At 67.8% G+C, this 13,862-nt stretch carries 12 protein-coding genes; 4 read left to right on the forward strand and 8 right to left on the reverse strand.

Annotated features, from left to right (window positions below; genetic code table 11):
* Window positions 1-286: 286 nt before the first annotated feature.
* Genes ABT313_RS39025 through ABT313_RS39045 form a run of 5 tightly spaced genes read right to left on the reverse strand, consistent with a single transcriptional unit; the run spans window position 287 to window position 5,714 of the window.
* Window positions 287-1,243, reverse strand: a complete 957-nt coding sequence (locus tag ABT313_RS39025; protein ID WP_350864882.1) for an ABC transporter ATP-binding protein — start codon at window positions 1,241-1,243, stop codon at window positions 287-289.
* On the reverse strand, window positions 1,227-2,213 hold the full coding sequence (locus ABT313_RS39030; RefSeq protein ID WP_350864885.1) for an ABC transporter ATP-binding protein: 987 nt from the start codon (window positions 2,211-2,213) through the stop codon (window positions 1,227-1,229). Before ABT313_RS39030 ends, ABT313_RS39025 begins: the two co-directional genes overlap by 17 nt.
* Window positions 2,210-3,121, reverse strand: a complete 912-nt coding sequence (locus tag ABT313_RS39035; protein WP_350864888.1) for an ABC transporter permease — start codon at window positions 3,119-3,121, stop codon at window positions 2,210-2,212. Before ABT313_RS39035 ends, ABT313_RS39030 begins: the two co-directional genes overlap by 4 nt.
* Window positions 3,118-4,122 carry an ABC transporter permease gene (locus ABT313_RS39040; protein ID WP_350864891.1) on the reverse strand — a complete coding sequence of 335 codons (1,005 nt, stop codon included), beginning with the start codon at window positions 4,120-4,122 and terminating at the stop codon, window positions 3,118-3,120. The genes ABT313_RS39035 and ABT313_RS39040 overlap by 4 nt, the downstream gene beginning before the upstream one ends.
* Window positions 4,119-5,714, reverse strand: coding sequence for an ABC transporter substrate-binding protein (locus ABT313_RS39045; RefSeq protein WP_350864894.1), 1,596 nt, complete (start codon window positions 5,712-5,714; stop codon window positions 4,119-4,121). The genes ABT313_RS39040 and ABT313_RS39045 overlap by 4 nt, the downstream gene beginning before the upstream one ends.
* A gap of 191 nt (window positions 5,715-5,905) precedes the next feature.
* On the opposite strand from ABT313_RS39045, the gene ABT313_RS39050 reads away from it, so the two are divergent.
* The gene (locus ABT313_RS39050; protein ID WP_350864897.1) at window positions 5,906-6,913 is read left to right on the forward strand and encodes a LacI family DNA-binding transcriptional regulator; all 1,008 of its coding nucleotides are present in this window, start codon (window positions 5,906-5,908) and stop codon (window positions 6,911-6,913) included.
* A gap of 356 nt (window positions 6,914-7,269) precedes the next feature.
* On the opposite strand, the gene ABT313_RS39055 is transcribed toward ABT313_RS39050, so the two are convergent.
* Window positions 7,270-8,526, reverse strand: a complete 1,257-nt coding sequence (locus tag ABT313_RS39055) for a putative glycoside hydrolase (protein ID WP_350864899.1) — start codon at window positions 8,524-8,526, stop codon at window positions 7,270-7,272.
* A gap of 13 nt (window positions 8,527-8,539) precedes the next feature.
* Window positions 8,540-9,751, reverse strand: coding sequence for a putative glycoside hydrolase (locus tag ABT313_RS39060; protein WP_350864902.1), 1,212 nt, complete (start codon window positions 9,749-9,751; stop codon window positions 8,540-8,542).
* A 93-nt stretch (window positions 9,752-9,844) separates the two neighbouring features.
* Between ABT313_RS39060 and ABT313_RS39065 the strand changes: the two genes are divergently transcribed.
* Both ABT313_RS39065 and ABT313_RS39070 read left to right on the forward strand, forming a co-directional pair.
* Window positions 9,845-10,495 (forward strand): SGNH/GDSL hydrolase family protein, encoded by a 651-nt coding sequence (locus ABT313_RS39065; RefSeq protein ID WP_350864904.1) that lies wholly within the window; start codon window positions 9,845-9,847, stop codon window positions 10,493-10,495.
* 11 nt (window positions 10,496-10,506) lie between these two features.
* Window positions 10,507-11,814 carry a Gfo/Idh/MocA family protein gene (locus tag ABT313_RS39070; RefSeq protein WP_350864907.1) on the forward strand — a complete coding sequence of 436 codons (1,308 nt, stop codon included), beginning with the start codon at window positions 10,507-10,509 and terminating at the stop codon, window positions 11,812-11,814.
* On the opposite strand, the gene ABT313_RS39075 is transcribed toward ABT313_RS39070, so the two are convergent.
* Window positions 11,811-12,593, reverse strand: coding sequence for a glucosamine-6-phosphate deaminase (locus tag ABT313_RS39075; RefSeq protein ID WP_350864910.1), 783 nt, complete (start codon window positions 12,591-12,593; stop codon window positions 11,811-11,813). The genes ABT313_RS39070 and ABT313_RS39075 overlap by 4 nt on opposite strands.
* Before the next feature lie 128 nt (window positions 12,594-12,721).
* Between ABT313_RS39075 and ABT313_RS39080 the strand changes: the two genes are divergently transcribed.
* The gene (locus ABT313_RS39080; protein WP_350864913.1) at window positions 12,722-13,858 is read left to right on the forward strand and encodes an N-acetylglucosamine-6-phosphate deacetylase; all 1,137 of its coding nucleotides are present in this window, start codon (window positions 12,722-12,724) and stop codon (window positions 13,856-13,858) included.
* Window positions 13,859-13,862: the final 4 nt, after the last annotated feature.

A 13,862-nucleotide genomic window follows, 5' to 3' on the forward strand; every position in this document is an offset into this window, starting at 1 on the left:
GATCTTCTTCGAGCGCAGGACGATCTTGGTGTCGGCAGGCGCGCGAGTGCCGCCGGCCGGCTGCTGGGAGACGACGACCCAATTGCGGTCATTGATCAGCAGACGACCCTGACCGCTGGCGTGTTGTCGGTTGTGCGGTGACAGTTTGAGTGACTGTGACGGTCGCCGTTGGTTGAGTCCCGGCCGTGCCGGCTCCTCCGCACGCCGCCAGCAGGAGCAGCGCGCCGGGAGCAATCGCAAACCATCCCCTGGTCACCTACTACCAATACCCCGATCGCCCGCAAATCTAACTCTCCGTGTGCAGCCAGCAGCGCGACCAGTGGCCGTCGGCGAACGTCGTCGTAGGCGGTGGCTGCTCGGAGCAGATCGGCATCGCGTGCGGACACCGCGCCGCGAACGGGCATCCCGCCAACTCATGCTCCCGGTCGATCGGCTCTGCAGCGACCAGGGGCAGCGTACTGCGCGCGCCGTTGCGATCCGGATCCGGTGACGACTCCAGCAGCAGCTGGGTGTACGGGTGACGCGGCCGCTGGGTCACCTCCTCGGCCGGTCCGCCCTCGACCATCCGGGCCGCGTAGATCACGTTGATCTGGTCGGCGAAGTACCGGGCGCTGGCGATGTCGTGGGTGATGTAGAGCATCGCGAGCCCGTCGTTCACGCAGAGGTCCGCAAACAACCGCAGTACGTCGAGCCGGATCGACACGTCGAGCATCGACACCGGCTCGTCACCGATCAGTACGACGGGGTCCGCGGCCAGCGCACGGGCGATCGCGACTCGTTGCCGTTGGCCACCGGACAGCTCGTGCGGGTACTTGTCGATGTACTGCTCCCCCGGTGTCAGGTTCACCCGTTCGAGCAGCTCGATGATCCGATCGGTCAGGTCGCCGCTCGCGCCGAAGTTCCGCAGCGGACGGCTGAGGATGTAGCGCACCCTGTGCAGCTGGTTCAGCGAGGCGAACGGGTCCTGCATGATCAGCTGGACCTGACCGAAGTGCGCCTGCCGATCGGCCCGCCGACGCAGGCTGACCTCCTTGCCGGCCAGGCGGATCGTCCCGGACGACGGTTCGTCGCCGAGCGTCAGGATCCGGGCCAGCGTGCTCTTGCCCGAACCGCTCTCGCCGACCAGCGCGAGCACCTTGCCGGACTCGAGTTTCAGCGATGCCGAGTCGACCGCGGTGAACCATTGCCCACGGCGACGACCGTGCAGCGCCATCCGCTTCGTGACGTCAACGGCTTCCAGCATGGCGCGCCTCCAGCCGGTCGTCCAGCAGCAGGCAGGCTGCCTGGGTACGGTCGCGTTCGATCAGCAGCGGCAGGGTTTCGCGGCAATCGTCGACGCGCTGCGGACAGCGGGGTTCGAACGCGCAGCCGGTCGGCAGCTGCCTGAGGTCCGGCGGCGCGCCGCCGATCCCACGCAGCTCACGACGCGGCCCGTGCAGCGACGGGAACGAGTCCCGCAATCCCTGGGTGTACGGGTGCTGCGGGTCGCGGTAGATGTCTTCGGCCGATGCGATCTCGACCGCGCGTCCGGCGTACATCACCATGATCCGGTCGGCCAGCTCGACGAGCAGCGACAGGTCGTGCGTGACGAACAGCACCGAGAAGCCGAACGTCGTCTGCAGTTCCTTGAGGTTGTCGAGGATCTGGCGCTGCATCACCACGTCGACTGCGGTGGTCGGTTCGTCCATCACGACGAGGTCTGGCTGACAGGCCAGCGACAACGCGATCGCGGCGCGCTGCCGCATCCCGCCGGACAGCTCGTGCGGATAGCTGCGGACCCGGTCGCTCGGGATCCCGACCAGCTCGAGCAGTTCGGCGGCGCGGTCCCAGGCCTCGGCGCGTTTCATCGGCCGGTGCGCTCGGATCGCGTCGGCGAACTGCGTACCGACCCGCATCACCGGGTTCAGCGAGCTCATTGCGCTCTGGAAGACCACGGCCACGCGTTCCCAGCGCAGTTCGCGCAACTGCTTCGGAGTACAGCCGACCAGCTCCACCGGCACACCGTCGGCCGGTCGGTACGTCACCGTGCCGCCGGCGATGCGCGCAGGCGGGCGTTGCAGCCGGGTGATGGCCGTCATCAGCGTGGTCTTCCCGCTGCCGCTCTCCCCCAGTACGCCGAAGATCTCGCCGCGCCCGACATCGAACGACACCTTGTCGACCGCCCGCACCGTCCCGTACTCGACCACCAGGTCGCGCACCTCGAGCAACGTCATGCCGCCACCTCCGTACGGCGAACCTTGCGCCGTTTCGGCTGCTTCGACACTGATCCGGCGCGGAGGGTCCGACGACGTGGGTCGGACAACTCGTCGATGCCGAAGTTCACGAGACCGGCCGCCGTACCGACGAGCGCAATCCCGAGCCCCGGCGGCAGGAACCACCACCACGCCCCGCTCTGCAATGCGCCCTGGGACTGCGCCCAGTAGAGCATCGTGCCCCAGCTGACCGTGTTCGTGTTGCCGGCGCCGATGAAGTCCAGCCCGGCCTCCGCCGCGATCGACCCGACGACCGCGAACAGGAAGGTCGACGCGATCACCGGCGCGAGGTGCGGAACAACCTCCATGAACAGCACCCGCGACTGCTTGTCCCCGCTGTACCGCGCGGCGGCAACGAAATCGCGGTTTCGCAGCGACAACGTCTGCGCCCGTTTGACCCGCGCACCGCCGGCCCAACTGGTCAGACCGATGATCAACGCGACCGCGGCCCAGCCGCCCCGGCCCCGCGTGTAGCTGGCGATCAGCAGCAGCAGCGGCAACCCCGGGATGACCAGGAAGATGTTGACGAACCCGGTCAGCGCCGCACCGGTCCGACCAGTGTGATAGCCGCTGATCAGCCCGAACAGTACGGCGAGGAACGTCGAGATCGTCCCGCCGACCAGGCCGACGAACACCGAGACCCGGGTCCCGGTGATGAACTGCGCGAAGACGTCGACGCCGGACGACGTCGTACCCAGCCAGTGATCACCGGACGGACCTGCCAGGGCCGGGCCTGCGTGCAGCTTGGTCGGTGACTGGCCGAGGACCGAGCTGACGAGCACTGGTCCGACCAGTGCGATCAGCAGCATCACGGCCAGGATCACGAGTCCGGCGGTCACCTTCCGGTCACCGCCCACGAGTCGCTTCACGCCGCCTCCCGGGTGCGCGGGTCGATCAGTACATAGAGCGAATCGACCACGAAGTTCGCCGCCAGCACGGTCAGCGAGATGATCAGGAACAGACCCTGCATCAACGGGTAGTCGACGTTGACGATCGCCTGGTTGAGCAGGCTGCCGAGGCCGGGATAGTTGAACACCATCTCGGTCAGCAGCGAGCCGCCGACCACCATGCCGATCGACACCGCGAACCCGCTGATACTGGGCAGGACGGCATTGCGCGCGGCGTACGAGAACACCACCCGGTGACCGGCCAGGCCCTTCGCCTGGGCGAGCAGCACATAGTCCTCGTTCACCACCGAGGCCATCATGTTGCGCATGTGGATCATCCACCCGCTGACCGAGGTCAGCACGATGGTTGCGGCGGGCAACATCGCGTGGCGGACCGCGCTGCTCAGGAAGTCCGGCGTGAACCCCGGTACGACGCCGAGGTCGGCGCCGCCGGACAGCGGGAACCAGCCGAGCGTGAACGCGAACACGTACACGAGGATCAGCGCGACCCAGAAGTACGGCAGCGAGTGCAGGAAGATCGACACCAGGCTGCCGACCGAGTCGACCGCGCGGCCCGGCCGCCAGCCGGCCACGATGCCGAGGCTGGTGCCGAGCACGAACGCGATCACGGTCGCACTGCCGACCAGCAGCAGCGTCCACAGGAATCCGGACTTCACTACCGACGACACGGTCGCCGGGTAGAACGAGATCGACCGGCCGAAGTCCAGGTGGATGATCCCGTTCAGATAGCTCACGTACTCGTGCCACCAGGACTGCCCGCGCGCACCGCCGAACAACCGGTGCACCAACTCCTCCTGCTGCTCCGAGACCGGGCCGAGCTCGGACATCTTGAACAGGATCGCCGACGCTGGATCGCCGGGCATCAGCCGCGGCAGCACGAAATTGATCGTCACTGCAGACCAGGCAGCCAACAGGTAGAACCCGATCCGCTGGACGAACGGCGTACCGAGAAGTCGCGTCATGCCGGCTTCAGGGACAGGAACAGCTTGGCCGCGAACACCCCGCTGATCGCACCCGGATCCGGCGTCGTGTACGGATTCTCGGCACTCGGCCAGCCGGTCCAGTGCTCGGTGTTGTACATGTACGGCGTACCCTTCACCGCGACCGGGACGACCGGGAGCCGGGTCAGCATGATCTGCTGCAACGGCTTCGACAGCTGTAGCTGGGCGTCCGGCGCGGCCTGGGCGAGCGCGCCGAGGGCGGACTCGGTGGCCGGGTCGTCCCAGCCGACGACATTGGTCTTCGACTTCGCCGACAGCATCTTGTTGTAGAAGGTGTACGGGTTCGTGCCGAACGTGAACGCGTCGCCGTAGATCGCGTCGAAGTCGCGCTTGTCCTCGTCACCGGTGTAAGCAGCGGACGGTACGCCGTTCACCGCGGCGTCGATGCCCAGTGCGGCGAGCTGTCCGGCGAGCTCCTGCGAGTACGCCATCCCGTCGGCGAACGCGCTGACGGTGAGGATCCGCAGCTTGAGCTGCTTGCCGTCGGCACCGATCAGCTTGCCGGCCTGCTGCTTGTAGCCGGCCTGGGCGAACTCGGCCAGCGCGGCGGCCTTGTCGGGCTTGACCGGGTCGCGGTCGGCCGGCGCGATCCAGGACGACCACGTGCCCTGGTAGAGGCCAGTCGGACCCACCGGCGCATAAACACCTGGGTTGTACGCGTCGGTGACCGCCTGCCGGTCGATGGCCAGCGCGAGGCCCTTGCGTACATGCACGTTGTCGAACGGCTTGCGCTTCAGGTTCAGCATCAGCGGCTTCATGCTCGCGTAGATCGGCCAGAGGTGGTTCTGGGCCGGGTCGCGCTGGACGAACTGGTTCTTCACGTCCGGGATTCCGGCGTACGCGAGGTCGATCTCGTGGCGGACGAGCTGCTGGGTCAGCAGGTTCGTGCTGCTGGTGGTCACGTAGGTGATCTGCGGGACCGGGACCTTCTGCTTCCAGTAGTCGTCGCGTGCCTTGAAAGTGGCCTGCTGGCCGGTGACTTGCCCGAGCGAGTACGGGCCGCTGCCCATCGGCTTCAGGTTCGTGTCGGTGTCCGGATCCTTGGTCGCCCAGATCTTCTTCGGCACGATCACGGTCCGGCCCAGGTCCTGGATCGCGGCGTACGCCGGTTTGGTGAAGGTGAGGTGTACCCCGTCGGCGGTCTTGGTCACCTTGTCGACCGGCAACGCGAGCAACTGGTGCTGCTTCATGTAGTCGAAGGTGAAGATCACGTCGTCGGCGGTCAGCGCGCTGCCGTCGGACCACTTCGCCCGGTTGTCCAGGGCGAGGTCGATCGCCTTCCCGCCGGCCGCCCAGGTGTACTTCGTCACCAGGCTCGGCATGAACTCGTTCTGGTGCGCGGTGTTGAAGTCGAACAGCTGCTCGTAGATCAGCCCGATCGTGCCGCGCAACGCGTTCACCGAGAACGGGTTGAAGTTCGGCTGCAACGTCGGCTGCGAGTACGCCGCCACGGTCAATGGCGGCGTACTCCCGGCCGCGTTGCTGCTGCCGCCTGAGCAGGCAGTCAGGCCGGTCAGGGCAGCCAGACCGGCGACGACCGCTGTCAGTTTCATCCTGGAGCGCACGGGATCTCCCTTCGAACCGCGGCCTGACCGGCCGGGGTGAGACGAGACTGCCAACGTTTGCAGCAAGAGTCAACGGTTTGCAGTGGAAAGCCGTCCAAGTGGTTACAATCAGGGTCAATGATCACGGCAATCGTTTGCGCTACGATGCCAGGACTTATCCACGAGCCCGGGGAGTTGCGATGGCTGTCACGCTGGCGGAGGTGGCCGCGGCCTGCAACGTGTCGACGTCGACCGTGTCGCGGGCGCTGACCGATCCGGACAAGGTCAACGCCGAGACCAGGACGCGGATCGAGCGGGTCGCCCGCCAGCTCGGGTACGCGCCGAGCCGGGCCGGCCGTTCGCTGGTCTCGGGCCGGACCGACACCATCGGTCTGGTCGTGCCGGATATCGCGAACCCGTTCTTCCCGCCGATCATCAAGTCGGTCCAGGCACGCGCCCGCGACAAGCGGTACTCCGTGCTGATCGCCGACACCGACGAGCACGTCGCCGACGAGCTCGAGCTCGCCCGCGGGCTGAGCCGGCAGGTGGACGGGCTGGTGCTCGCGTCGCCCCGCACCGACCCGGCCGAGCTGACCCGACTCGCGAAGCAGCTGCCGGTCGTCTTCGTGAACCGCGAGGTCGAAGGCGCCGGCAGTGTCGTGATCGACGAGTCCGAGGGTATGACGGAGGCCGTCGAGCATCTGGTGTCCCTCGGTCACACCAAGGTCTGCTACCTGGCCGGCCCGCGCCGCTCGTGGTCCAACCAGCAACGCCGCGACGCCCTCGCTGCCGCGTGCGCCGAGCACGGCCTCGAGCTCCGCGAGCTCGGCCCGTTCGAGCCCCAGATCCAAGCCGGTATGCGGGCCGCGGACCTGTTGCAGTCCGCCGAAACCGCGGCCGCCATCGCGTACGACGACCTGATCGCCCTGGGTGTGATGTCGCGCCTGACCGAACGCGGCATGCAGGTAGGCCGCGAGATCAGCGTCATCGGCATCGACGACAGCCCCCTCTCAACCGTCACCCACCCGATGCTCACCTCGATCCACGTCCCGGCGGCCGAGCTGGGCTCGGCAGCCGTAGACCTCCTCCTCGACCAACTCCGCGAAGGCGACAACTTCACCACCCCCACAACAGTCCGCCTCGAAACCCGCCTAGTCATCCGAGGCTCCACCGGCGTAGCCCCAACCAACCTCAGAAGTCCTGGGTGAGTCCGCGCAGTTAGGTCGTGCTCGTGCGTGACGCGGGCACTGCTCAGCGGAACATAGTTGGCGCTCTGAGCAAAGTTCTCTCCGCGAAGCGCCGGCCGACTCCAGGCGATCAGCCCCGAGTTCGACGCTGGCCTCGGGTCCGTCGAGTCGTGGGTTCTGGCGAGACTTCCGCAGCCGTGGTCCACGACTCGGCGCACCGGCCAGGGACCGTTCGCCACGACTCGGCGAGCCACGCGACCGCCGGACCCAGCCAGGCACCCAAACCTCCACTCCATCCTTGTCTTTCTTTGGTTTCCTTCGATCTTTTCCTTGCAGGTGGTGCGCACCGCCCCCGGGTGGGGGCGGTGCGCGGGTTGTTAGCTCTTCTTGAGGACCAGGCCGGTGTTGGCGGGGATGGTTATGTGGCCGGAGTACTGGATGTTGTGGAGGTCGGTCCAGGTGCCTTGTGGGAGGGACAGTTGGGCGGACTGGGTTGAGGATGGGTTTACGACGGTCATGCCTTCGCGGTACAGGCGGGTCCAGAGCGCGGGCCCGCGGCGTACGGGCGGGGTGATCGCCGTGCCGAGGTCAGCTGCCATTTCCGGGATCTCGTTGAAGGCCGCGTAGTCCTTGGTGCCGGTGCTTTCGAGCATCGCGGGGGCCTCGCGGTAGAGGAGGTAGTTTGCGACTACCCACTGGCGCTGCTCGGGTGTGGCCTCGTTCCAGTACGCGGTGGGGAGTTTGTTCATCACGACCGACGGCTTGCAGCGGTGCCGGCGGAGCAGGTCGAACATCAGCTGCCACTCGTCGTCGGTCACGTTCTCGACGCGGTGCACGGTGAAGCCCTGCTCGTTCAGCCAGATGTCGGAGATGTCGATCATCTGGTCGAGATCCGCGATGTACTCCGGCGACTTGTCCTGGAACTCGTCGTGCAGACTGCCGTTGAACGTCAGGTTGAACGCGACCGCCACCCCGCGCGCGTGCGCGTAGTCGCGCAGGTACCGCAGCCAGTCCAGCACGTCCGCGACCCACGCCGGATCCTTCGGGTCGGTCCCAAACTGCTGCACCCATTGACCGTTCGCGTCGTAGTGGCCGCTGACCTTGAAGTCGTTCCGTACGCCGATGTTGTCAACGGCAATCACCTTGAAACCCGCGGCGATCGCCGGGTCGATCAGCGTGCTCGTGTACCACTGCCGAACCGCAGGATTGCTGATGTCGATCGGCGTATACACCTGGTTGTTGAACTCCCACGCCGGCGTCGCACGATCAGCGGTGTACTCGATCCAGTCCGGATGGTTCGTCTTGAACCACTCCGGCGTGTACTCCCGCGCCGGCGCGTTCCGGAACGCCGTGACGTACGAGCTGGCCAGCACACCGGCAGGCTGAGCCGACTGCAACGCAGCCCACACGAACCCGACCCGACCCGCATACACCGACGGATCCGGCACCTGCCGATCGAACACCTGCGCCTGCAGTACGCCGTGATCGCGCGTCACGGGCAACGGGACATCGGCTTGGGGAGCCGGGCACCCGCCGCCGGACCGGTTGGGTTCACTTGCCTGGGCGGTCGGCGTGAGCAGACCCAGGCCGACCGCGAAGACGAGCGCGGCCGAGGACATTCGGCGGAGTCTCATGGACGGATTCCTCTCAGAGGTTCGACAGCACGCTGCCGGAGTTCGGCGGCATCGACAGTTGGCCGGAGACCGTGGAGCCGTGCAGATCGGTCCAGGTCCCGGCGGGAAGCGTGACCACAGCGGTGGCCGTGGAAGATCGGTTCACCAGCGTCAGTCCGTGCTGGTAGGAGCGGGTATAGGCGCCCGAGGCATCTAGCACCGGCGCCGCAGAAGGCGTCCCGATGTTCGTGTGAAGCTGCGGGCAATCGACGAACACGTGGTACTCCCCCACGCCGCAGAGCGTCATCATGCTCTTCTGCTCGCGGTACAGCAGATAGTTCGCGACCGCCCAGTCGATCTGCTCCTGGGTCGCCGTCGCGAGTGTCTCCTCCGTCGTCTCGTTGATTGCCAAGTGCAACGTCTGCGCGGCGATCTGCCGGGTGAAGTTGAACTTGTTGTCCCAGGCCGCGTCGTTGTAGTTCTCCGGCCGATGCACGGTGAACCCCTGCTCGTCGACGTACACATCGACCAGGCCGACCGCCTCCAGCATGTCGGCAACCTTCACCGAGGCGTTCCAGGTGATGTTCGCGGCCATGCCGATCCCGAGCGCGTGCAGACGCCCCGAGAGGTACGACAACCAGTCGAGGACCGCCTCGGCCCAGACGTCGTCGACCCGGTCACCGGAGTACTGCGGGACCCACTGCGTGCCGTCATAGTGCCCGGCGTTCCCGTAGCCGTTGAAGGTCAGGACGTTGTCGAAGGCGATGATCGGGTACCCGGCGTCGATCTTCGGCTGCACGAACGAGTTCCAGTAGAACGTCCGCACGTCCGGGTTCTGGAAGTCGATCGGCACGTACGTCGTGTTGCCGAACTCCCACGCCACCGTCGTACCGTCGGCCTTGTACACGATCCAGTCCGGGTGGTTCGTCTGGTACCAGGCCAGCGTGTGCGACTGGTCGAAATCGCGGAACGCCGGCATGTACGCCGACGGCACCGCGCCGGCCGGCTGCGCGAGGCTCGACGCACCCCAGACGAACGAGACCAGACCGGCGTACACCGAGCGGTCCGGGATCTGGTTGTCGAACACCTGGCCGCGGGCGATCCCGTCGGCCGGCGGGTTCGGAAGGGTGAGGGACGGCGCGGCCTGGGCCGACGTCGTCGTACCTGCTGCGAGAGCGGCGACTGCCGCCCCGGCCAGCAAACTCCGGCGCGTGATTCCGTGCGTGTTTCTCGGGGCGTCACTCATGGGCGGGCTCCTCTGCGACCGACGGGCTGCGCTGGACGATACGGACTGCAAACGTTTGTCGCAATAGCAGAGAATCTTGCTATGGTGTCGGTCATGGCAGACAGCCCCGTGACAGCCCGGTTGCACTCGGGCGACCCGATCCGCTGGTCGACGATCGGCGACAGCATCGCCCAGGGCGCGCACTGGACCGGCGCCGAGCGCGACTACGTGCAGTTGCTCGAGGAGCGGGTCCGCTACGAGCTCACGCGGTACGGCGACTCGTTCGTCCGCTGGGCAGTCTCCGGAGCGACGACCGAGGACACGCTCGGTCGGCTCCCCGCCGCGCTCGACCTCTCCCCCGATCTGGTGCTGATCGGCGTCGGCACGAACGATGCAAAGGCAGGCCCCGACGGCCTGGAGAAGTTCGAGCAGCGCTACGACACGCTGCTGGCCACGATCCTCGACACCGGCGCAGCCGTCGTCGTGCAGACGCCGACCGCCGTACTGCGGACCTGCCGGTACCACCTCGGCGACCACCTCCCGGCGTACGCCGAGACGATCCGCACCATGGCGACGCGGCGAGACGTGCCGCTGGTCGACCACTTCGCGCACTGGAGCGCGGCCGGGGACGGCTGGGCTCCGGCCGAGTGGATGGCCGATCCGACCCACCCCGGCGGCCGCGGTCACCGGGTGATGGCGCGGACCTTGTTCGAGAGCCTTGGACTGTACGCGGCCGACAGCGCCTGCTGCCGGCTGCTCGACTGAAGGAGCGCCCGATGTCCTCGATCCGCCGGTACGTCGTCTGCGGGTTGTCCGCCCGCGGACTGGCGAGCTTCGTCCTCCCGATCCTCGGGCTGACCGATCGCACCGCCGACGGCGGGTTCGGCTACGGCAGCGACGAGGACGACCTGTCCGAGTACGCCGAGGTGGTCGCGATCGTCGACACGGACGAGGCCCGCGTGGCCGAGTTCAACCAGGCGCTGGAACGGCTCGGGCGGACGACGATCCCGTTCGTCGCGCAGGCGCAGTACGACGAGCTCCTCGCGATGATCCGGCCGGACGCGGTGATCGTCACCTCGCCCGATCACACGCACGCGGAGTACATCCTCGGCGCGCTGCGGCACGACGTGAATGTGATCACCGAGAAGCCGATGGTCACGACCGCGGCCGCGGCTCGCGCGGTGCTGGCGGCTGAGCGCGAGTCGGACGGGACCGTGCAGGTCACACACAACTTCCGGTACCCGGCGGCGCATCGTGAGGTGAAGCGGCTGATCCAGGCCGGCACGATCGGGCGGGTTACCCGGGTGGTGATGGACTACCACGTCGACCTTCGCCACGGCGCGAGCTACTTCCTTCGCTGGAACCGGCGGCGCGAGTTCTCCGGTGGGCTGCAGGTGCACAAGTCGTCGCACCACTTCGACCTGCTCAATTGGTGGATCGGCTCCGTGCCCGAGGAGATCTTCGGGTACGGCGCGCTCAACTACTACGGCCCGTCGAGCCCGCATCGCCCGGACGATCCGTACTTTCTCGCACAGGAGGCAGCCGGGGTGTCCCCGACCGAGGGCGGATCACGCAAAGGCCTCTTCGGGCTGCACTATCCGCAGCAGTATCCGGCGTCGCAACCGCTCTCGCTCTACGACGCGGAGATCGACATCGAGGACACGTACAGCGCAATCGTGCAGTACGCCGGCGGGGCCTCGATGACCTATTCGGTGGACTTCTCGAGCAGCTGGGAGGGGTACCGCGTCAGCATTGGCGGCACCCACGGATCGGTCGAGCTGCTGCACGGCCGGACGGTCGACGGTGCGGCTTTGCCGGCATCCGACCAGATCACCGTCTCCGAGCTCTTCGGCCCGACGCGGGTCCTGGAGGTGGTTGCGGAGACGGGTGGTCACGGCGGGGCGGACCCGCTGATGCGGCACGACCTGTTCGCCGGACCGAGTCCCGAATCGCTCGAATTAGGGCTGATGGCAACAAGCACCGAAGCGGCGTACGCCGTTGCCATGGGCGACGGTCTCGTCGAGTCGATCGCCGCCCATCACCCCGTCCACCTCCCCACCCTCCTCGCCCTCCCGCCGGGCTAAGGGGCCGGGAGGAGGTCTAGGGAGTCGGTGGCGGAGTCGGCGTCCAGGTAGAGGGTGGCGTTCGCCGTGCGGCGGAGGATCGTCGACGGGCAGCTTGTGTCGATCGGCAGCGTCAGCGTGTTGCGTACGGCGGCCGCCTTGCGCTTCTCCGGCGCGACCACCTGAACGTGTCGCGCGCTGAGCAGAGCCGGGACGGTCAGCGAGATCGCCGTCGGCGGCACCGCGTCGACGTTCGGGAAGTGGCCCTCGCCGACCTGCTGGTGCAGCGATTCCGGGGTCAGCGTGATCTGCCGGACCCAGCGCGCATCGTCGAAATCGGCCTGTCCGGGTTCGTTGAACGCGAGGTGACCGTTCTCGCCGATCCCCATGCAGGTCAGGTCGATCGGTGCCTCCCGCAACAGTGCCTCGTACCGCGCGCACTCGGCCTCGACGTCGGCCGGCTCGCCGTCGATGTACTCGACCCGCGCCGGGCCGAACGGCTCCGCGATCCGCTCCCGGATCCAGCGCCGGAACGACGCCGGGTGGTCCGCGTCGATACCGACGTACTCGTCCATGTGGAAGACGGTGACCTTCGACCACGGGACGTCGCACCCGGCGAGGGCGGTGACGAAGGCGAGCTGCGAGTTGCCGGTGGCGATCACGACGCGCGCCGCGCCGCGCTCGGCGACCGCACGGGTGAGCACCTCGGCGGTGCCGGCGGCGGCCGCGGCAGCCATGTCCGCGGTGGCGGCGAAGACCTCGAGACGGAGGTCCTCGATCTGGGTCCGGGTGTCGAGCACGGTGCACTCCTCGGGACGGGTTGACTACAAACGTTTGCAGCAAACTAGCATGTCTTGCTGCTGAGCCCAAGATGTAGTTCTGTGTCCCAGCAGGAAGTCCGGTACCCGAACCGAGGGAGAAGACCCGCATGAGCGAGGTCCTGGAAGGTCACACCGCCGACGGCCGTGGCGTGCGGGTGCGGTACTCCGCCGCCGGGATCGAGGAGATCACCGACCACCCGGCAGCGCCCGACCTCCTGCTGCTCCCAGGCCTGGTCGACATCCAGCTCAACGGGTACGGCGGCCTGGACGTCAACGATCCTTCGCGCCCGGCGAGCGAGTTGTCGGACCTGGTCCGCGCTCTGTGGCAGCAGGGCGTCACCACGGTCTACCCGACGATCATCTCCGCGGACGACGCGACCACGACCGCCCTCGTCACCCGTGCGGCCGCAGCCCGGGCGGCCGACCCGATCACGGCGTACGGCGCGCCCGGGCTGCATCTCGAGGGTCCGTACATCTCGAGCGCCGAGGGTGCCCGCGGCGCGCACGATCCGGCGGTCATCCGCGACCCTGATCCCGAGGAGTTCGACCGCTGGCAGAAGGCCGCAGCCGGCGCGATCGCCATCATGACCGTCGCCCCTGAACGTGACGGCGCCCTCGAGTTCACCCGGCACCTCGCGGACGGTGTCGTGGTGTCGGTCGGCCATTCGCTCGCCACGGCCGAGGAGATCCACGCCTTCGCAGGCGCGGGTGGCCGGCTCTCCACGCATCTCGGCAACGGCTTGCCGGCTCAGCTGGACCGGCACAACAACCCGATCTGGCCCCAGCTGACCGAGGATGCCCTGAGCGCCGGCCTGATTGCCGACGGCCACCACCTCCCCGCCGACACCTTCGCCGCCCTCGTCCGCGCCAAGGACCCGACCCGCTGCGTCCTCACCAGCGACGCCGCCGCACTCGCCGGCTGTGCTCCCGGCGACTACACGACGGCCGTCGGCGGCGCGGTCACGGTCGGCCCCGACGGCAGCCTGCGCCTGCAAGGTACGCCGTACCTCGCCGGCAGCGGCGCCTCCCTCCTCGACTGCCTCCGCTGGTCCACCGGCCCGGGCGGTCTCCCCCTCGACACCGCCGTCACGATGGCAACCACCACGCCCGCCAACCTCCTCGGCCTGACCGACCGCGGCCGTCTCGAAGTAGGCGCCCGAGCCGACCTCATCCAACTGACCCGCACACCGGACGGCGGCATCGGCGAGCTCGTCACCACGGTCGTCAACGGCAGCCACACCTGACGAG

It is taken from the genome of Kribbella sp. NPDC000426 (assembly GCF_040300265.1).
In the GTDB taxonomy this organism is placed as follows: Bacteria; Actinomycetota; Actinomycetes; order Propionibacteriales; family Kribbellaceae; genus Kribbella.